Source organism: Mycobacterium pinniadriaticum (assembly GCF_026242045.1).
Taxonomy (GTDB): domain Bacteria; phylum Actinomycetota; class Actinomycetes; order Mycobacteriales; family Mycobacteriaceae; genus Mycobacterium; species Mycobacterium pinniadriaticum.
This window is the reverse complement of the sequence record NZ_JAPJDO010000029.1, coordinates 40,711-60,044: the sequence shown is the minus strand read 5'-3', so window position 1 is coordinate 60,044 and position 19,334 is coordinate 40,711. Positions and strand designations below refer to the sequence as shown.

The following is a 19,334-nucleotide window of genomic DNA, read 5'->3' as shown; positions in this document are numbered from 1 at the left end:
TCGCCCTCAGCGCTGATCGGGCGGCGGCGGGATGGAACTCAATCCCGGCGCGGTGCCGGGCCACAGCAGCAGCACCGCGCACGGCGCATGGTCGACGACGAACCGGGTGTGATGGCCGAGACTGTGCGGACCCAGCCGGGAGTAGTCCCCGTCGCGCACACAGACGAGGAGTTCGGCGCCCGCACACGCGGACACCACCTCGCGCTCCACCCGCCCGGTGCGCACCACGAGCTCGGCGTCTCGTCCGAGCCGGTGCCGAGCTGCTTCCAGTAGATCCGCGGCGGCATGGCGGGCCGCCGCCTCCACGGCGGTACCGGGATCACGATCCCGCATCCCGCGCCCGAGCAGGGCCCCGAAAGCCCCATGGACGGCCTCGCTGACCTGGGCGTCGATCACGTAGAGCAGAGTCACGGCCATCGGCTCAGTTGTGGCGGCGACGGTTCGCGCGACCGCGTCGACGGCCGCTTCCCACATGCCCTCGGTGAGCCACACCACGACACGTGCGGTCATATCAACCATCCTCTGCCCAAGGTCAACCCCAGCCACAGGGCGCCCACACCTGCCAGGAGCGCCAGCGGCACCGTCACCGCCCCCAGACGCAGAAACTCAGCCAGCGCGGGCGCGGCGTCTCGTCCGGCCAGCACCCGTCGCCACAGCAGTGTCGCCAGCGAGCCCACATAGGTCAGATTGGGGCCGACGTTGACGCCGATCAGCATCGCCAGCACCAGCCCGGGGTGGGCGGCTGCGCCCAGAGCCCCGAGCATCACGAGGGTCGCCGGCAGATTGTTGACCACGTTGGCCAGCACCGCGGCCACCGCCGCGACCACCAGCAGCCCGGTGAAGGTGGGGGCCGTGGGTAACGCTGCCATCAACGCCCGGCCCAGGCCGTGCCCGGTCACTCCGGCCACCACGATCCCCAAGGCGAAGACGAACAAACAGAACAGCGGCGAGGCCTCCCGCACCAGCGTCAGCGCCGTGATCCGGCGCCGGGCCAACGCGGGCGCGGCCAGCACGGCGGCGCCGGCGACGGCCACCCACACCGGTTCGACGCCGACGAACCCGAGTGCGCCGAACCCGACAAGGGTCAGCGCCAGCACCGACAACGCGAACCGGGGCGCGGGCACCTCCGGTGTCAGCGTCGCGGGTGAACTCGGCGCCGCGGGAGCGGGTACTGCAACGAGGTCGGTGCGGAAGAAGCCGCGGAACACCACATACTCCACGGCGATCACGGCCAGCCACGGCAGGCCCATCACGGCGGCGAAGGCCAGGAACGGCAGCCCGGTCGAGGTGAACGCCAGCAGGTTGGTCAGGTTGGACACCGGAAGCAGCATCGACGCCGAGTTGGCCAGATGGGTGCAGGCGTACACATGCGGTTTGGCCCGAAGGCCCATTGCCACCGCGGTGGTGAACACCACCGGGGTGAGCAGGACCACCGTCGCGTCCAGGCTCAGCACCGCCGTGGTCACCGATGCCGCGACGAACACCCACCCCAGCAGTCGGACCGGGCGCCCGCGGGACAGGGCAGCCAGCCTGCCGCCCAGCCAGTCGAACACCCCGGCCTGATCGGCCAGATGCGCTATCACCAGGACGGCGGCCAGAAAGCCGACCGTGGGACCCAGGGTGCGGAGTTGGTCGAGCGCTGTTGCAGGGCTGACGACTCCGAGCAGCACCAGAAGGACCGCCGCGGGCAGGGCCAGCGTTGCCTCGGGTAGCCCGCGGGGCTGCGCCATGGCGAATGTCAGCACTGCCGCGAGCGCAACGAGAGCGACGGCCTCGGCCGCGGCGCCGCTCAGCACCAGCGAATCACCTCAGCGATGATCGCACAGTACGGGCGGGTAGGGGCGCGTCGAAGCGCGGCCGTTACGAGGCGTGAACTTTCGGCCGCGGAAGGTCGTCGGGTACCGGCTCACCGGTGCGGACGGATCCGCGTCGCAGTGACTTGGCCAGCACATGCACCAACAGCCACTGGGCCAGCCCGAACATGAAAAGCGGCCATAACGCACCCGCCAGAAGTGCCGGGCGGACGGTGACGGCGGGCGTCGTCCGTTCGGTCCCGCGGGACCAGGCGGCGAATGCCACTGCCCCGCCGGCGACCAGCGCTGCGACGCAGAGGTAGTCGACCACCCACTGGATTGCAGACATGGGGGGTTTGATACCCGACGGTCTCCGGGGGCAAACCACCGCCGTTCACACGATATGATAATTTCTTCAATTGATCGAAAGTGCGAAAGATAAATCCTTCAGGAGTGCCGTGGAATCGGAGCCGCTGTACAAGCTCAAGGCCGAATTCTTCAAAACCCTCGGCCACCCGGCCCGGATCCGCGTCCTCGAGTCACTGGCCGTGCGCGACCGATCGGTGGGTGAACTCCTCCCGGAAATCGGGATCGAGGCGTCGAATCTGTCTCAGCAGCTGGGGGTTCTGCGCCGGGCCGGTGTCGTGATGGCCCGCAAGGAAGGCGCCGCGGTGATCTACTCGATCGCCTCGCCAGATATCGCCGAACTGCTCGCGGTCGCACGCAAGGTCCTCACCACGGTGCTCTCCGATCGCGTCGCAGTGCTCGAGGATCTGCGGGCGGGCGTGCCGGGGGAGCGGTAGCGATGGGGTGGATCGCCAAGATCCTGCGGACTGGTCGCGTCGTCGACGACGCCGGCGCGACCCCCGAACCGGCGGTCGACCCACCTGCGGGCGTGCGCGGCTCGCTGCAGATCCGCCACGTCGACGCAGGTTCCTGCAACGGCTGTGAGGTGGAGATCTCCGGGGCGTTCGGACCGGTCTACGACGCAGAGCGGTTCGGCGCGCGGCTGGTGGCCTCGCCACGGCACGCGGACGCGTTGTTGGTGACCGGGGTGGTGACACGCAATATGGCCGAGCCGCTTCGTAATACCGTGGCGGCCACCCCGCTGCCCAGGGTGGTCCTGGCCTGCGGTGACTGTGCGCTGAATCGCGGCGTGTTCGCCGAGGCATACGGGGTGGTCGGCGCGGTGGGTGAGGTCGTGCCCGTCGACGTCGAGATTCCCGGCTGTCCACCGGCGCCGGCAGATATCGTGGCCGCCCTGCGGGCGGTGACCGGAAAGTGACGACCACGGCCATCCCGGCTCCGGTGGAATCCGGACGGACGCTGTCGCGCAGTGGTTTTGGTCCCGTGCTCTCGGGGGCCTCGACGTCGGCGCTCGGTGTGGTCGGAGTCTGGATCGGTTTGACCGCGGTGTTCGGCACCGTGGGGCCGGTCTATGTCGGCTGGTTGCTTCCACTGTCCGGCTTGCGATTGGAATTCGCACCGCTGGGCGGGTTCTTCATGACCCTCACCGGGGCGGTCGCCGTTCCCGTCGGGGTCTACTCGATCGGATATGCCCGCCGTGAACACCTGGGCAGCTTTCCGCTCGCCGTGCTGCCGCTGTTCGTCGCGGCGATGCTGCTGGTGCCCGCGGCGGGATCGGTGACGACCTTCCTGCTCGCCTGGGAGCTGATGGCGGTGGCGTCGCTGTTGCTGGTGCTGACCGAACACACCCGGGCCGAGGTCAGGTCGGCGGCGCTGCAGTACGCCGTCATGACGCAGCTGGGTTTCGTCGCCATCCTGATCGGCCTGATGGTGCTGTCGGCGGCCACCGGCACAGACCGGTTAGCCGACATGACCGCCGTGCCCGACGGGGTCCGCACGGCGGTGTTCCTGTTGACGCTGGCCGGATTCGGCTCGAAGGCCGGGCTGTTGCCGTTGCACGCGTGGCTGCCCCGCGCGCATCCCGAAGCGCCCAGCCCGGTGTCGGCGCTGATGAGCGCCGCCATGGTGAACCTCGGCATCTACGGCATCGTCCGCATCGATCTCCAGGTTCTGGGTTCCGGCCCACGCTGGTGGTCGCTCACCCTGCTGGCCGTCGGTGTGGTGTCGGCCCTCTACGGCGTGCTGCAGGCCTCGGTGGCCACGGATCTCAAACGGCTGCTGGCCTACTCGACGACGGAGAACATGGGTCTGATCACGATCGCGCTCGGCGCGGCGATGCTGTTCGCCGGTGCCGGTGTGCATGCGGCCGCGACCGTCGCAGCCGCCGCGGCACTGCTGCACCTGGCGGCGCACGCGGCGTTCAAGAGCCTCGGTTTCCTCGGCGCCGGGTCGGTGCTGGCCGGTACCGGGTTGCGCGACCTAGACCGGATGGGCGGGCTGGCACGCCGAATGCCAGCAACCACAACACTTTTCGGAATTGCCGCGTTAGGGGCATCCGGCCTGCCACTGGGCGCGGGGTTCGTCAGCGAATGGCTGCTGGTGCAGTCGCTGATCCACGCCGCGCCTGCCAACAACGCGGTGATCGCGTTGACCACGCCGCTGGCCATCGGTGCGGTGGCCTTGACCACCGGCCTCGGTGTCGCGGCCATGGTCAAGGCGTTCGGCATCGGCTTCCTGGCGCGGCCCCGCTCGTCGTCGGCGGCGCGCGCGCACGAGGCCTCGGCAAGCATGCTCGCCGCGATGGCGCTGGCCGCCATCGGATGCATCGTGCTCGCCCTCACGCCCGCCGTCGTCGCGCCGGCATTGCGGCGGGTGCTCGCCGGGCTGCCGGTCGCGCAGGCGGTGGCGTTCACCGACTTCGGGGCCATCGTGCGGCTACCCGGTCTGTCCGGTTCGGTAGCCCCCGGACTACTCGCCGCGGCCCTGGCGGTCGCCATGGTCGCCGCCGTCGCGCTGGCATCGCTGCGGGTACGGACGCGACCGGCCACCGAGATGCTGCCGTTGTGGGCGTGCGGATCCGACGAACTGACCCCGCGAATGCAGTACACCGCAACGTCGTTCGCCGAACCGCTGCAGCGCGTCTTCGACAATGTGCTGCAGCCCGACGCCGATGTCCAGGTGACCCATTACGAGGAATCCCGGTACATGGTGCAGGCGGTCACCTACCGCGCCGAGATCACCGACGCCATCGAACGCCGACTCTATGCGCCGATCGTTCGTGCGGTGAGCACGGCCGCGCAACTGGTCCGGCGCGCTCACACCGGCAGCGTGCACCTGTACCTGGCCTACGGCGCGCTCGGTGTCCTGGTGGTGCTGGTGGTCGTGCGATGAGCGTGGTGTCCTACCTGGCCGGCGCCGCGCAGATCGGGTTGGTGATGGTCGGCGCTCCGCTGGTGATCGGGCTGATGCGTCAGGTGCGTGCCCGCTCGGAGGGCCGCAGCGGCGGCGGTGTCCTGCAGCCGTGGCGCGACCTGCGCAAGCAGCTCGGTAAGCAGTTGCTGCGACCGCGGGGGACCACCGTGGTGTTCGCGGCCGCACCCGCCGTCGTCGCCGGCACCTCGCTGTTGATCGCCGCGATCGTGCCGATCGTGGCCGTGGGGTCGCCACTGGATCCGGTCGCCGACATGTTCGCCGTCGTCGGCCTGCTCTTCCTCGGCACCGTGGCGCTGGTGCTGGCGGGTATCGACACCGGCACGTCGTTCGGCGGGATGGGTGCCAGCCGGGAGATCACCATCGCCGCCCTGGTCGAGCCGACGATCCTGCTGGCCGTGTTCGCCCTGTCGATCCCGGCCGGGTCGGCGAATCTCGGTGCGCTCGTGGCCCATACGTTGGAGCACCCAGGTCAGGTGGCCTCGCTGGCGGGCCTGCTGGCGTTCGTCGCTCTGGTGATCGTGATCATCGCCGAGACCGGGCGGCTGCCGGTGGACAACCCGGCAACGCATCTGGAGCTGACCATGGTGCACGAGGCGATGGTCCTCGAGTACGCCGGGCCCCGCCTGGCCCTGGTCGAATGGGCCGCGGGGATGCGCCTGACCGTGTTGCTGGCATTGCTGGCAAATCTGTTCCTGCCGTGGGGAATCGCCGGCGCCGATGCCGGGCTTCTCGCGGTGGCGCTCGGAATCGTGGCGGTCGCGGCGAAGGTCGCGGTGCTGGCCCTGGGCCTGGCGATCGGCGAAGTGTTCCTGGCCAAACTGCGCCTATTCCGGGTGCCCGAACTGCTCGCCGGATCATTCCTGCTCGCCTTGCTCGCCGTGACCGCCGCCAACTTCTTCAGCACCAGGGCCGGATAGGGAACCCGATGAGCCAAGAGATGTTCACCAGCGCGGTCGGCTTCGCGGCGGGCGGTCTGCTGCTCACGGCGGTGCTGGTCGTCTGGCGCCGCGACCTTCTCGTCATCGTGCGGCTATTGGCATGGCAGGGCGTCGCGCTGGCCGCGATCCCCGTCGTTCGCGGAATTCATGACGGCGACGGGGAACTCATCGCCGTCGGCGCCGCGGTGATGGTTTTACGCGCGGTCGTGCTGCCGTGGCTGCTGGCCCGCGCGGTAGCGGCCGAGCGCGACGAAGATCGCGAGGCGACCCCGCTGGTCAACACCTCCACGTCGCTGCTGATCACCGCCGCGCTCACCGTCGTCGGGTTCGCTGTCGCGGGCCCGGTGGCGGCGCTGGAGCCCGGTCCGACCACCGGGCCGGTGGGCGCGGCGTTCGCGGTGGTGCTCATCGCCCTGTTCGTCATGGCGACACGGCGTCATGCCGTGTCACAGGCGGCCGGATTTCTGATGCTGGACAACGGAATCGCCGCGACGGCGTTCCTGCTCACCGCGGGTGTTCCGGTGATCGTCGAGCTGGGTGCATCGCTGGACGTGCTGTTCGCGGTGATCGTCATCGGCGTTCTCACCGGCCGGCTGCGGCGCGCGTTCGGCGGGGCGGACCTGGACCGACTGCAGGAGCTACACGACTGATGACGACACTGATCCTGGTCGCGATCCTTGCGCCCGTTCTCGCCGCGCTGGTGAACCTCGCGGTCGGATGGTGTCGCGCCACGGCGGCGACCACCGTGTTGGGCGCGGTGGCGGTGTTGGCTGCGGGTGTGATGCTCGCCTTCCGGGTCGGGTCGGGCAGCCACCTGGCGCTCGGCGGGGCGCTACGCGCCGATGCGCTGTCGGTCACCATGCTGATCGTCATCGGTGTCGTCGGCACTCTGGCCACCTGGGCGAGCATTGGCTACATCGACACCGAGCTCGCGCACGGCCACACCGACGCCGGCGGGGCACGCTCGTACGGCACGCTGACCCCCGCGTTCCTGGCTGCCATGGTGCTGGCGGTGTGCGCCAACAACATCGGTGTGGTCTGGGTGGCGATCGAGGCCACCACGGTGATCACCGCGTTCCTCGTCGGACACCGCCAGACCCGCACCGCGCTGGAGGCCACCTGGAAGTACGTCATCGTGTGCTCGGTCGGGATCGCGATGGCGTTCCTCGGCACTGTGCTGCTGTACTTCGTCGCGCAGCACGCCGGCGCACCGGCGGGGCATGCGCTCGATCTCGACGTACTCGTCGCACATGCCGGGCTCCTCGATCCCGGGGTGACAAGGTTGGCCGGCGGCCTGCTGCTGATCGGTTACGGGGCCAAGGTGGGGCTCGTCCCATTCCACACCTGGCTCGCCGATGCCCACAGCCAGGCTCCCGCCCCGGTTTCGGCGTTGATGAGCGGGGTCCTGCTCTCGGTTGCGTTTTCCGTGCTCATCCGGATCAAGCCGGTGATCGCCGCCGCCGGCCCGTCGTTCCCGCGCGTTGGGCTGCTGGTGATGGGGCTGGCGACCCTGGCCGTTGCGGCGCTGATGCTGACGGTGACCGGTGACGTCAAACGGATGCTGGCCTACTCATCGATGGAGAACATGGGCCTGATTGCGATCGCGTTGGCGGCGGGCACCACCCTGGCGATCGCGGCCCTGTTGCTGCATGTGCTGGCCCACGGGATCGGTAAGACCGTCCTGTTCCTGGCGGGCGGTCAACTGCAGGCGGCGCATGGCGGCACCGATATCGCCGCGATGAGCGGTGTGATCAGACGGTCACGCTTGATTGGAGCCTCAGTCGGTGCGGGACTGATTGTGCTACTGGGGTTTCCGCCGTTCGCCATGTTCGCCAGCGAGCTGGCCATCGCGCGGTCGCTGGCTGACGCGGGGCTGAGCTGGGTGCTCGCCGTGGCCATGTTGTTGGTCGCCATCGCCTTTGCGGCGCTACTGCGCAATGGCGGGCGAATGCTGCTCGGCGAGCCCGAGCAGGGCGCACCGGCGATCCCGGTGCCGGCGACCGTCGCCACTGCGCTAGTGATCGGTATCGGGTCGTCTCTGGTCCTCGGGGTCACGGCGGGACCGCTGACGGGTCTGTTCACCACGGCCGCGCACTTTGTCGGCGGGTCGTCGTGACGCATACCCGGGAGTGTCGGCAGGTGTCCGGCGATGAGCTCGCCGACCAGGCCGAGGCACTGTTGAGTGACGGCTACCGGCTCGGTCTGGTGGCGGCGCACGACGACGGTGACCGGTTGCGGGTGGTGTATCTGTTTCTCGCAGGGCGTCCGGACCGCCGCGTGGAACTCGAGATCACTACGCCCGCACACGACCCGGCCGTGCCTTCGCTGGCCTATCTGTCGTTCCCAATGAGCAGATTCGAGCGGGAGATGCTCGACCTCTACGGCATCATGCCGGTGGGTCACCCACGTCCACGCCGACTGGTGCGCCACGCCCACTGGCCGCAGGCGTGGCATCCAATGCGCCGAAATGCCGGTCCGGCAACCCAATTCGAGCCCGACGGACGCTTCCCGTTCGTCACCGTGGGCGGACCCGGCGTGTACGAGATCCCGGTCGGCCCGGTGCACGCCGGACTCATCGAACCGGGCCACTTCCGATTCTCGGTCGTCGGCGAGACCGTCCTGCGGCTGAAGGCTCGACTGTGGTTCGTGCACCGCGGTGTGGAGAAACTGTTCGAGGGTCGGGCGGCCGGTGACGCGGTGGACCTGGCCGAACGGATCAGCGGAGACACCTCCGCCGGGCATGCGCTGGCGCACAGCCTGGCGATCGAGGATGCGCTCGGCATGGAGGTACCAGAACCGGTGCACCGGCTCCGGGCGATGCTCGTCGAGCTGGAACGGCTCTACAACCACGCCACCGACCTGGGCGCCCTGGCCAACGACGTCGGGTTCGCACTGGCCAACGCTCACGCCCAGCGGATCCGCGAACAGCTGCTACGGCTCAACGCCGATGTGACCGGGCACCGGCTGCTGCGTGGTGCCATCCGTCCTGGCGCGGTGACTCTGCGGGAATTGCCCGACCCGGCGCGGTTGCGCCACGTCGCGGCTGATCTCGCGGAAGTGGCCGAGCTCACGCTGCGCAATGGCGGGATCCGTGACCGCTTCACTGGCACCGCAGTGTTGTCACCAGACGATGCTCGGGCGCTGGGCTGTCTGGGTTATGTCGCCCGAGGCAGCGGCGTGTGCACGGACGCACGTCTTGACCACCCGACGGTCGCACTTCCGGTGACCTCGGCCGCCGGTGGCGACGGTGACGTTCTGGCCCGCTATACGATCCGCCGCGATGAGTTCGCGGCGTCCACCGAACTGGCGGTACACCTCGCCGAGACCCACACCGGCCCGCTGCAGGCGACCGCGTCGATCCACCCGCGGGAAGGGACCGGCGTCGGCATAGTCGAGGGCTGGCGCGGCACGATCGTGCATCGCGTTGAGGTCGACGGCGAAGGGCGTATCACGCGCGCGAAGATCGTCGACCCGTCATGGTTCAACTGGCCTGCGCTGCCGGTGGCGATGAGCGACACGATCGTGCCGGATTTCCCGCTGGCCAACAAGAGCTTCAATCTGTCCTACGCCGGCAACGATCTGTAGCGGGCACACTGGAGCCATGGACCCGGTGGCCGCGCTGCGCGAGATCGCCTACTACAAGGACCGTGCCCGCGAAGACTCTCGACGGGTGATGGCCTACCGCAAGGCCGCCGACATCGTCGAGGGCCTGGACGAGGAGGCCCGCGAGCGGCATGGTCGGGCCAACAGCTGGCAGACCCTGGCCGGCATCGGCCCGAAGACCGCCAAGGTGATCGCCCAGGCCTGGGCGGGCCAGGAGCCCGAGGCTCTAGTCGAATTACGTGGCGCAGCATCCGATCTCGGCGGCGGCGAGGTCCGTGCCGCCCTACGCGGTGACCTGCACCTGCATTCGAACTGGTCGGACGGATCCGCCCCGATCCACGAAATGCTGAGCACCGCAGCGGCGCTGGGCCACGAATACTGCGCGCTGACCGACCACTCGCCCCGGCTCACCATCGCCAATGGGCTATCCGCCGACCGGCTGCGCCGGCAGCTCGACATCATCGACGAGCTGCGCGAGAAAATGACACCCTTCCGGATACTCACCGGCATCGAGGTCGACATCCTCGAGGACGGCACCCTGGATCAGGAGCCCGACCTGCTGGACCGCCTCGACATCGTCGTCGCCAGCGTGCACTCCAAACTGTCGATGGACGGCCCATCGATGACGCGACGGATGGTGCGCGCGGTGGCCGATTCGCGAGTCAACGTTCTGGGCCACTGCACCGGCCGACTGGTGACCGGCAGCAGGGGAATCCGGCCGGAGTCGACGTTCGACGCCGAGAAGGTGTTCACCGCATGCCGAGACAACAACACCGCCGTGGAGATCAACTCTCGCCCCGAGCGCCGTGACCCGCCGACCCGGTTGATCAAGCTGGCGCTGGAGATCGGCTGTGACTTCTCGATCGACACCGATGCTCACGCGCCGGGACAGCTGGACTTCCTCGGCTACGGTGCACAGCGGGCACTGGACAACGGCGTCCCGATTGATCGGATCATCAACACGTGGCCGGCCAAAAAGCTCGTGGGCTGAACCGACTCGGCGGTTTGCCGTGTGACCTGCGGCCCCCCACCGGACACGTTAGGCTCAGCGCGTGAAATTCCGGCTCTGGGCAGGATCGATGTTGGTCGGATCGGCGATCGCCGGCGGTATGTGTCTGTACTGCGCGGGATTTGCGCAGGCCGATACGGGGAACGGTAGCGCGACGGCCACCTCGGCGCGGCACGGATCGCATGCGTCGGCGTCAAAGGCCTCCGGCACGGCCCGGCCCGCCGTGGGGATCACCGGGCCGCGAGCACTCGGCCCCAGTCGGGCGCTCAAGACTGTCACCACGGCTGCGTCTGCGGGTCAGGCAAGTTCGCACGTAGCGGGCACCGGACGCCGCCGCGTCGAGATATCCACTGCGGAGCCGTCTTGGGGATCGGAGTCATCAACCGGGTCAACGGAGGCAGCCCCGTCCGCCTCGGCTGCGTCGTTGACCGGCGCGGCAGACGATCCCGTCGGCACTGCGCTGGACCAGCTCGCCCAGGCGCAGTCGGCGTTGTTCACCGGAACGTGGGGCGAGGGGAACGTCGGTGCGGGAATCGTCGCGATCGCCCCGCAACTGTTGATCGCCACAGCCCAGTTGTCGCTGCTGGCTTGGCAGGATTCGAACCAAGGTGCGCAGACATTCTTCGCCCGCAGTGAAGGCACCCCGATCGTTCACGGCATCGCGCGCCTGAGCCTCGGCGCAACGGTGCTACTGCCTACGATTGCACAGGCATCGATGGGGGCCGCTCAGCAGATCCTGCCTGTCGTCGGGCTTTTCGGCGGTCAGTCCGCGGCGGTCAGTGCCTACGCGGCGGTCGCCGACGCGCACCGGAACGGCATGGTCTACGCCACGGTCCCGGTGTCCATCCTGGACACTCAGCCAATCGTCTATATCTCGGTCAACGGCGGCGACTTCGTGCCTGTCATCCTCGACACCGGATCGATAGGCTTGCTGATCAGCCGCGACTATGTGGGACAACAAAATCTCGGTGCCTATCAAGACGACTCCACCACCTGCGTCCAGCAATCCGGCGATCACTGCTCGGCCGAATACGGCTATGCCGGGACCCCGGAAGCCGTCGGGTATGACGTCTACACGACGACCGTCGACTTCGGCAATGGAATCGTCACCGACCCGACCCATGTCGGAATCGTCACCGAAGAAGACTCGGCCGCCTTCATCACATTCTTGGGTGACGGAGTCGTCGGCGTTCTTGGCGTCGGGCCGAATTCCTATGGCCCGTTGACGAGTTCGGTTACCAGTGCATTGCCCGGCATGCTCAGCACGGGAATGTTGCTCAATGAACGCGGCGGGTACCTGACGTTGGGGCCGAACCCGCTACCGGCGCGAGCGACGCTGGACGGCACTCCCCACACCCCGATAGTGCTCAAGTTCGACGACGGGGATCCCGAGTCCGTCTCGACCGGCAGCTTTGATTCTGGCGGTGTGTATGGAGCCATCTCGCAGTCCCTGATCCCTGCCGATGGGCTGCCCGCGGGAACGATGGTCTGGGTTTACACCGCTGACGGCAAGACCTTGCTGTACCACTACAGGATCAATGAGTACAACGCACTGACCGTCGCCGACCGCCCCGATTACTTCAATGCCGGAGTCGAAGCATTCCTGAGCGGGCCGATCTACGTGGACTTCAGCGGCAACGGCAGCACACAGTTCGACTACCGTTGGTTGTGACCCGATAGTTCAGCTGGCAGTCAGTCCGGTAGGTGCGGCATCTCCAACCCGGGGTCCCGGCCGACCAGCACGCCGCGAGTGAGCACCGAATTGCCATAGCGGCGGCGTACCTGATCGACCGCCGCGTCCAGGTGCACCGAGTCGGGCCTGCTGCCGTCCAGCGGTAGTTCCAACTGCTGGGCGCCGCCGGGGTCGATGTTGCAGACCGCGAACCCGATCAGCGTGATGCCTCGTTCGGCGATCAAGGGTTCGGCCGCGGCGACCAGACCACGCGCGGCGGTCAGGATCGGTCCCGTCGACGCGGTGGCCCTGGCCATCGTGTGCGAGCGGGTGATGCGGGTGAAGTCATCGAAACGTAAGCGCAGCACCACCGTTCGTCCGGTGCGTTGCGCCGAGCGCATCCGGCGGGTGATGCGGTCGATGAGGCCGATCACCACGGCATCCAGCTCAGCGGGCGTCGTGGCCTGCCGCCCCAACGCCCGCTGGGCACCCACGGATCGCCGGCGAGCGGCGGTGTTCACCCGGCGCCGGTCGATATTGCGGGACAGGCAATACAGCTGACGACCCATGGCCGGCCCGAGCATCGAGGCCAGCATCGACTCGCTGAGTTCGGCGACCTGCGCGACGGTATCGATGCCGTGCGACCCGAGCTTGTCGGCGGTCTTGGGGCCCACTCCCCACAGCCGGCGTACCGGCAGCGGATGCAGGAACGCGAGCTCGCCGTCGGGGGGAACCAGCAGCAGGCCGTCGGGCTTGGCCTCCTGACTGGCCACTTTGGCCAGAAACTTGGTGCGGGCGATACCCACGGTGATGGGCAGTCCCACCCGGTCCCGAACCTGCTGACGCAGGCGCGTGGCGATCTGGACGGGGTCCCCGGACAGTCGGCGCAGCCCGGACACGTCCAGGAACGCCTCGTCCACCGAGAGCGGTTCGACCAGCGGGGTGGTGTCGCGGAAGACATCGAAGACGTCGTCACTGGCCTGGCTGTAGGCCGACATCCGGGGCGGGACGACGACCGCGGCGGGGCAGAGTCGGCGCGCCTGGTGCCCGCCCATCGCCGTGCGAACCCCGTAGGCCTTGGCCTCGTAACTGGCCGCCAGGACCACGCCTGCGCCGACGATCACCGGGCGACCCCGCAGCGTCGGATCGTCGCGCTGCTCGACCGAGGCGTAGAACGAGTCGAGATCAGCGTGCAGGATGGTCGCCGCAGCGCCGGACACGAACATATGTTCGCATGCCGGTCCGACAGCCTAGGGTGGCGGAGGCGCGTCGGGCCCCGGTGGCGGTGGTGGCTCCGGAGCCGGTGGTGGCGGCGCGGGCTCTGGCGCCGGCGGAGGTGGTGGTGGCGGCGGCGGAGGTGGCGGCCACATCGGCAACGTTATCGGCGGTAGGCCGGGGATGTTGATGACGTTGACGTCGGGCGGCGGTTCCTCCGGCGGTGCCTCGGGCGGAGGCGGTTCCGCCTCCGGCGGCGGAGGTGGCGGGATTCCGTTACTGGTGTTGATGGTGATGATCGACCCCGGAATGGTCTTGCCGCTCGGGGTGGTGCCGACCACCGACCCCCTCGAGGAGTAGCTGTTGATCGGAGTGGGCAGCTCGGCGACTTGGAAGCCGGCTTCCCGCAGTCGTTTCCGTGCGGCATCGAAGCTCAGGCCGGTGACACTGGGTACCGTGCTGCCCGGGCCGCCGTCGACATAGCGCGGGTCGGTGGGCGGCAGTTCGATCGGGCCGAAGTCCGTGGCGACGGGCTTCATCGCCATGAACCAGGTCCGAGCCGGCTCGTTGCCGCCGTACAGGTTGCCGTACCCGCACTTGCGCAGCGGCCATGAGCACAACCCGCCGGGGTTGGTGGAGTCGTCGAAGATGTAGTTGGCCGCGGCGTACTGGTTGGTGAAACCGAGAAACCCCGACGAGCGGTGCGACTCGGTGGTACCGGTCTTGCCTGACATCGGCAGGCTCCAGCCCGCGGAGCCGGCCGAACCGGCCGCTGTGCCGCTGGTGGTGTCCTTGGACAGGGCATTGGCCAGTGTGTTGGCCAGCCCCGCCGGTACCACCTGCTCGCAGGCCTGGGTCTCGACGGCGACTTCGCGTCCGTTGCGGTCGAAGATCTTGTCCACCGGGCTGGGCGGGCACCACATCCCACCGGAGGCCAATGTGGCTGCGACATTGGACAATTCGAGCGCGTTGAGTTCGAACGGGCCCAGGGTGAAGGAGCCGAGGTTCTGGCGTTTGACGAAATCGGCCAGGCTCTCGTTGCTATCCGGTTCGTAGGCGCGCGCCGTCCCGGGCTCGGCGTAGGAGCGCAGCCCCAATTTCACCGCCATGTCCACCGCGCGCGGCACGCCGACCTGCCCGATCAGCCGGGCGAACGCCGTGTTGGGCGATTGGGCCAGGGCATCGGTCACACTCATCGGGCTGCGGTAGTTACCGGCGTTGCGCACACACCAGGTCTCCTTGGGGCACCCCGGACCGCTACTGCTGCCCAGGCCTTTGCCCTGAAACTGGGCCGGAACCTCGAGCTGGGCGTTGATACCCATGCCCATGTCCATGGCGGCCGCGGTGGTGAAGATCTTGAAGATCGATCCCGCGCCGTCGCCGGCCAGGGAGAACGGCTGCGGCTGCACCGTCTGGCCGGCGTCCAGCTGCAGGCCGTAGTTGCGGTTGTCACCCATCGCGATCACTTTGTGACTGGTCTTGCCCGGCTGGATGACGCTCATCACGCTGGCGACCCCGTCCAGCGTCGGGCTGGCGATGGTGTCGATCGCCTTCTTGACGCTGTTCTGGACGGTGGGGTCGAGGGTGGTGCGGATCAGGTAGCCGTTGCGTGCCACATCGTCCTTGGACAGACCCGCCCGGGCCAGATACTGCAGCACGTAATCGCAGAAGAAACCGCGATCGCCGGCCGCTATGCAGCCCTGCGGCAGACTGTTCGGCTGCGGCAGGATGCCGAGCGGCTGCGCCCGGGCGGCACGCAACTCGTCCGCCTTGTCCGGCAGGTTCTCGATCATCGTGTCGAGCACCACGTTGCGGCGGGCCAGCGCGGCCTCGGGGTTGGTGTACGGGTTCAGGGCGCTGGTCGATTGCACGATGCCGGCCAGCAGCGCGGCCTGCTGCCAGTTGAGGTCCGCGGCGTTGACCCCGAAATACGTCTTGGCGGCATCCTGCACCCCGTAGGCGCCGTTGCCGAAGTAGACCAGGTTCAGGTAGCGAGTGAGGATCTCGGGTTTGGAGAGGGCCTTGTCCAGAGCCAGCGCCATCCGGATCTCGCGCAGCTTGCGTGCCGGCGTCGTCTCGACCGCGGCCCGCCGTTCGGCATCGGTCTGCGCGTTCACCAACAGGTTGTAGTTCTTGACGTACTGCTGCTCGATCGTCGAGCCGCCCCTGGTGTCGAGATCGCCCCTGAGGTAGCCGATGAGACCGGTGAGGGTGCCCTGGACATCGACGCCGTTATGTTCGGCGAAGCGTTTGTCCTCGATCGACACGATCGCCAACTTCATGGTGTCGGCGATTCGGTCGGTGGGCACCGGCCAGCGCCGCTGCGCATAGATCCAGGCGATGACGTTCCCGGCCTTGTCCACCATGGTGGAGACGGTGGGGACTTCACCCGACATCAGCTCGGTGGAATCCTGCGCCGCTACATCGGAGGCGTGGTTGACCACGATGCCCGCGCCGCCGGCGATCGGAAACAGCATGGCCGCCACCAACACACCGGCCAACATGCAGTACAACGCGAACTTGGCAACGGTGGCACCCATCGGCGGATGTGGCTCCGGCATGCCGCAAGACTAGGGCCACCCGCTCCGGGCGCAATCCAATATGCGAAGCCGGAATCAAACCGAGGCCGCAGAGACCCTAGCCTCACCGTAGATGCTGGCGATCCAGATGTGGGCGAGTGCTTCCAGGGCGGCGTTCTCGGGCAGCGTCGGCTTCTGGCTGCCCTGGGCGGCGAACACCACACGTTCGTTCATCAGGTTGAGCGCCGTCGCCAGATCGTGTGCCGGGATGGTGTCGGGCGCCGCGCCCCGCATCCGTTCCTTGGTGATCAGTGCGGCCGTGTAGTCGATCCAGCCGGTCATGAACGAGGTCCACATCTCCCGCAGCTCCGGGTTGGCGGCCATGGCCGACAACCCGGCAAGCACGACCGTGCGATGGGGCCGCAGCGAATCGAAGAAGGCGTAGATGCCGTCGTGCCAGGCTTGCTGCGGCGGCTGATCCGCCGTCTCGGTCTGCTGCTGCCGGTCGGCGCCGGAGGCCGTGATCGCCCGGCCGAACAACCGCACCAGCACCGCGTCTTTGGAGGCGAAATAGAAGTAGAACGTCGGGCGGGACAGGCCGGCGCCCTTGGCGAGGTCATCCACCGAGATCTCGGCGAAGGGCCGCTGCTCCAGCATGTCCTCCAGGGTGCGCAGGATCGCTGCTTCCCGGTCGTCGCCGGAGGGGCGGGTGGCGCGGCGACCGCGAACGCGGGCCGGAGTGGCAGCTGGCACAAGCCGTACTTTACAGGGTGTTGAATTCATCGACAGAGCGTTGACCTATTCAACACGGTGTTGATAGCGTGGCGGGCATGACCGAACACGTCGATGTGGTGATCGTGGGCGCCGGAATCTCCGGTATCAGCGCGGCCTGGCACCTACAGGACCGCTGCCCGTCGAAGAGCTTCGTGATCCTCGAGCGCCGCGAGAATCTGGGCGGGACCTGGGACCTGTTCAAGTACCCCGGTATCCGGTCGGACTCCGACATGTTCACCCTGGGCTTCCGGTTCAAGCCATGGACATCGCAGAAGGCGATCGCGGACGGCCCGTCGATCATGTCCTACCTCAACGAGACGGTCCGGGAGTACGGCATCGACAAGCACATCAGGTACGGACAGAAAGTCGTGAGCGCCGAGTGGTCGAGTGCGGAGAACCGGTGGACGCTGCGCGTCGAGACGGACGGTGAACGCAAGGAGATCACCTGTTCGTTCCTGTTCGCCTGCAGCGGGTACTACAACTACGACGAGGGCTACTCGCCGGAATTCCCCGGCGCGCAGGACTTCACCGGCACCATCGTGCATCCGCAGCACTGGCCGGAGGACCTGGACTACGCCGGTAAGCGGGTCGTGGTTATCGGCAGCGGCGCCACAGCGGTGACTCTCATTCCCGCTCTGGCCAACTCGGGTGCCGGGCACGTCACGATGTTGCAGCGCTCACCGACCTACATCGGTGCGTTGCCCGACGTGGACCCGTTCTCGGTGCGGATGAACAAGCTGCTTCCCGCCAAACTCGCCTATATCGCCAACCGCTGGAAGAGCATCCTGTTCCAGTCCGCCCAGTACCGGCTGGCCCGCCGGTTCCCGAACTTCATGCGCAAGCAGCTGATGACGATGGCGCGACGCCGGCTGCCCGAGGGCTACGACGTGGACAAGCATTTCGGTCCGAGCTACCGGGTGTGGGATCAGCGACTGTGCCTGGCGCCCAACGGTGATCTGTTCCGCACCATCCGCAACGGTCAGGCAGAGGTCGTCACCGACACCATCGAACGCTTTACCCCAACCGGGATCAAGCTGACTTCGGGCCAGGAGCTAGCGGCCGACATCATCGTCACCGCAACGGGTTTGAATCTACAGCTGTTCGGCGGCGCCGAGATCCTCGCCGACGGTCAGCCGCTCGATCTGACCACCACGATGGCCTACAAGGGCATGATGCTCTCCGGCGTGCCGAACATGGCCTTCACCATCGGCTACACCAATGCGTCCTGGACGCTGAAGGCCGATCTGGTGTCCGAATTCGTCTGCCGCGTCCTCAACTACATGGATTCCAGCGGGTATGACCGCGTCGAGCCCGCGCATCCCGCCTCCGACATCGAGGAACGTCCGCTGATGGATTTCACGCCTGGATACGTGTTGCGGGCCTTGGACCGGCTACCGAAGTCCGGGTCGCGAACACCGTGGCGGCTCAAGCAGAACTATCTGCTGGACCTCGGTCTGATCCGGCACGGCAAGGTCGATGACGAAGCATTGATCTTCGCCAAACACCGTGTCCCACTAGCTGTTTAGTCGATAGTGACGACGACGATCCCGTCGTCGTCACTGTAGGCCAGCTCGCCGGGGACGAAGCTGACACCACCGAAGCTGACGGTGACGTCACGCTCGCCGGCGCCGGTTTTCGTGCTCTTGCGGGGGTTCGTCCCCAAGGCCTTGATGCCGATATCGATGGTGCGCAGCGTTGCGGCGTCCCGCACCGCGCCGTGCACGATCAGCCCGGCCCAGCCGTTGGAGCGCCCCAGATCGGCGATGACGTCACCGACCAGGGCGGTGTGCAACGAAGCGTCGCCGTCGATGACGAGGATCCTGCCGTCGCCGGGTTCGGACAGTACCGATTTCAGCAGCGCGTTGTCCTGGAAGCAGCGGACGGTGCTGATCGGTCCGGTGAATTCGGTGCGGCCACCGAACTGACGGAATTGGACATCGCAGCTGCGGACCTCGGGGCCGATGTCATCGACGAGGTCGGCGGTGGCGCGGAAGGGGAGGGCCTTACTCATTCGGCGTGCCGCTGCCGCAGGCGGTGCACCAGCAGGGCGATCAGCACTGCCGCGGCGAAGGCCACCGCGAACGGAAGCGCCGAGCGGGCGGAGGTTGGGGCGGGCGGCGATGGATTGGCGGCCTGCTCGACTGACGACTTGGCGTTGGCCGCCGCGGCGCGGGCACCTTCGGCGACCGGCGGGGAACCATTGCCCACAGCGAGCGGCGGCGAGCCATCGCCTGCGGCCAGTGCGGCATGGGTCGCGGGCGGCTCCAGGGCCGGCGGCGGCGCCTTTTTGGCCGGCGCCTTTTTGGCCGGAGCTTTCTTGGCGGGAGTCTTTTTCACAGCCTTCTTGGCGGGTGTCTTCTTGACAGCCTTCTTGGCCGGCGCCTTTTTGGCCGGCTGCTTCTTGGCAGCGGCCTTCTCGGGGCGTGGCGGCCCCGGTGGCGTGGCTTCCTGGCCCTCGTCGGGCTGGTCCTGCGCGTCTGCCATCTGGCTGCTCCTTTGCACTATCGAGTC

Annotated in this window: 19 protein-coding genes; 10 read left to right on the top strand and 9 right to left on the bottom strand. The window is 67.9% G+C overall.

The window, feature by feature from the left end:
* Nucleotides 1–6 precede the first annotated feature (6 nt).
* The 3 genes from ORI27_RS24765 to ORI27_RS24755 form a co-directional block, all read right to left on the bottom strand.
* Nucleotides 7–510, bottom strand: a complete 504-nt coding sequence (locus ORI27_RS24765) for a hypothetical protein (RefSeq protein WP_265999678.1) — start codon at nucleotides 508–510, stop codon at nucleotides 7–9.
* Nucleotides 507–1,796, bottom strand: coding sequence for an ArsB/NhaD family transporter (locus ORI27_RS24760; RefSeq protein WP_265999679.1), 1,290 nt, complete (start codon nucleotides 1,794–1,796; stop codon nucleotides 507–509). The genes ORI27_RS24765 and ORI27_RS24760 overlap by 4 nt, the downstream gene beginning before the upstream one ends.
* A 64-nt stretch (nucleotides 1,797–1,860) precedes the next feature.
* Nucleotides 1,861–2,142 carry a hypothetical protein gene (locus tag ORI27_RS24755; RefSeq protein WP_265999680.1) on the bottom strand — a complete coding sequence of 94 codons (282 nt, stop codon included), beginning with the start codon at nucleotides 2,140–2,142 and terminating at the stop codon, nucleotides 1,861–1,863.
* A 109-nt stretch (nucleotides 2,143–2,251) separates the two neighbouring features.
* On the opposite strand from ORI27_RS24755, the gene ORI27_RS24750 reads away from it, so the two are divergent.
* The 8 genes from ORI27_RS24750 to ORI27_RS24715 are packed head-to-tail and all read left to right on the top strand — an operon-like array spanning nucleotide 2,252 to nucleotide 10,625.
* Nucleotides 2,252–2,596 (top strand): lsr2/espR transcriptional regulator, encoded by a 345-nt coding sequence (locus ORI27_RS24750; RefSeq protein WP_265999681.1) that lies wholly within the window; start codon nucleotides 2,252–2,254, stop codon nucleotides 2,594–2,596.
* A gap of 2 nt (nucleotides 2,597–2,598) precedes the next feature.
* A complete protein-coding gene (locus ORI27_RS24745; protein ID WP_265999682.1) occupies nucleotides 2,599–3,078 on the top strand; it encodes an NADH-quinone oxidoreductase subunit B family protein in 480 nt (159 codons plus the stop codon).
* A 41-nt stretch (nucleotides 3,079–3,119) separates the two neighbouring features.
* Nucleotides 3,120–5,051: a proton-conducting transporter transmembrane domain-containing protein gene (locus ORI27_RS24740; RefSeq protein ID WP_407666420.1), complete on the top strand. Its 1,932-nt coding sequence runs from the start codon at nucleotides 3,120–3,122 to the stop codon at nucleotides 5,049–5,051.
* Nucleotides 5,052–5,056: 5 nt separating this feature from the next.
* Nucleotides 5,057–6,010 carry a respiratory chain complex I subunit 1 family protein gene (locus ORI27_RS24735; RefSeq protein ID WP_265999735.1) on the top strand — a complete coding sequence of 318 codons (954 nt, stop codon included), beginning with the start codon at nucleotides 5,057–5,059 and terminating at the stop codon, nucleotides 6,008–6,010.
* 8 nt (nucleotides 6,011–6,018) lie between these two features.
* Nucleotides 6,019–6,681, top strand: a complete 663-nt coding sequence (locus ORI27_RS24730; RefSeq protein WP_265999683.1) for a hypothetical protein — start codon at nucleotides 6,019–6,021, stop codon at nucleotides 6,679–6,681.
* Entirely contained in the window at nucleotides 6,681–8,147 is a 1,467-nt protein-coding gene (locus tag ORI27_RS24725) for a proton-conducting transporter transmembrane domain-containing protein (protein WP_265999684.1), read from the top strand. The genes ORI27_RS24730 and ORI27_RS24725 overlap by 1 nt, the downstream gene beginning before the upstream one ends.
* Nucleotides 8,144–9,616, top strand: coding sequence for a hydrogenase large subunit (locus ORI27_RS24720; RefSeq protein WP_265999685.1), 1,473 nt, complete (start codon nucleotides 8,144–8,146; stop codon nucleotides 9,614–9,616). The genes ORI27_RS24725 and ORI27_RS24720 overlap by 4 nt, the downstream gene beginning before the upstream one ends.
* A 16-nt stretch (nucleotides 9,617–9,632) precedes the next feature.
* Complete coding sequence (locus ORI27_RS24715; RefSeq protein WP_265999686.1) at nucleotides 9,633–10,625, top strand: PHP domain-containing protein; 993 nt, start codon at nucleotides 9,633–9,635, stop codon at nucleotides 10,623–10,625.
* 54 nt (nucleotides 10,626–10,679) lie between these two features.
* Here the strand turns inward: ORI27_RS24715 and ORI27_RS24710 are convergent, their stop codons facing one another.
* The gene (locus tag ORI27_RS24710) at nucleotides 10,680–10,913 is read right to left on the bottom strand and encodes a hypothetical protein (protein WP_265999687.1); all 234 of its coding nucleotides are present in this window, start codon (nucleotides 10,911–10,913) and stop codon (nucleotides 10,680–10,682) included.
* A 154-nt stretch (nucleotides 10,914–11,067) separates the two neighbouring features.
* On the opposite strand from ORI27_RS24710, the gene ORI27_RS24705 reads away from it, so the two are divergent.
* Nucleotides 11,068–12,315, top strand: coding sequence for a PecA family PE domain-processing aspartic protease (locus ORI27_RS24705; RefSeq protein WP_265999688.1), 1,248 nt, complete (start codon nucleotides 11,068–11,070; stop codon nucleotides 12,313–12,315).
* Between the two features lie 20 nt (nucleotides 12,316–12,335).
* On the opposite strand, the gene dinB is transcribed toward ORI27_RS24705, so the two are convergent.
* Genes dinB through ORI27_RS24690 form a run of 3 tightly spaced genes read right to left on the bottom strand, consistent with a single transcriptional unit; the run spans nucleotide 12,336 to nucleotide 16,832 of the window.
* Nucleotides 12,336–13,541 (bottom strand): DNA polymerase IV, encoded by a 1,206-nt coding sequence (gene dinB / locus ORI27_RS24700; protein ID WP_265999689.1) that lies wholly within the window; start codon nucleotides 13,539–13,541, stop codon nucleotides 12,336–12,338.
* A 24-nt stretch (nucleotides 13,542–13,565) separates the two neighbouring features.
* Nucleotides 13,566–16,091 carry a transglycosylase/D,D-transpeptidase PonA2 gene (gene ponA2, locus ORI27_RS24695; protein WP_265999690.1) on the bottom strand — a complete coding sequence of 842 codons (2,526 nt, stop codon included), beginning with the start codon at nucleotides 16,089–16,091 and terminating at the stop codon, nucleotides 13,566–13,568.
* Nucleotides 16,092–16,145: 54 nt separating this feature from the next.
* Nucleotides 16,146–16,832 carry a TetR/AcrR family transcriptional regulator gene (locus ORI27_RS24690; protein WP_265999691.1) on the bottom strand — a complete coding sequence of 229 codons (687 nt, stop codon included), beginning with the start codon at nucleotides 16,830–16,832 and terminating at the stop codon, nucleotides 16,146–16,148.
* Nucleotides 16,833–16,879: 47 nt separating this feature from the next.
* On the opposite strand from ORI27_RS24690, the gene ORI27_RS24685 reads away from it, so the two are divergent.
* A complete protein-coding gene (locus ORI27_RS24685) occupies nucleotides 16,880–18,349 on the top strand; it encodes a flavin-containing monooxygenase (RefSeq protein WP_265999692.1) in 1,470 nt (489 codons plus the stop codon).
* Here the strand turns inward: ORI27_RS24685 and rraA are convergent.
* Nucleotides 18,346–18,834 carry a ribonuclease E activity regulator RraA gene (gene rraA / locus ORI27_RS24680; RefSeq protein WP_265999693.1) on the bottom strand — a complete coding sequence of 163 codons (489 nt, stop codon included), beginning with the start codon at nucleotides 18,832–18,834 and terminating at the stop codon, nucleotides 18,346–18,348. The genes ORI27_RS24685 and rraA overlap by 4 nt on opposite strands.
* On the bottom strand, nucleotides 18,831–19,307 hold the full coding sequence (locus tag ORI27_RS24675; protein WP_265999694.1) for a hypothetical protein: 477 nt from the start codon (nucleotides 19,305–19,307) through the stop codon (nucleotides 18,831–18,833). The genes rraA and ORI27_RS24675 overlap by 4 nt, the downstream gene beginning before the upstream one ends.
* Nucleotides 19,308–19,334 lie beyond the last annotated feature (27 nt).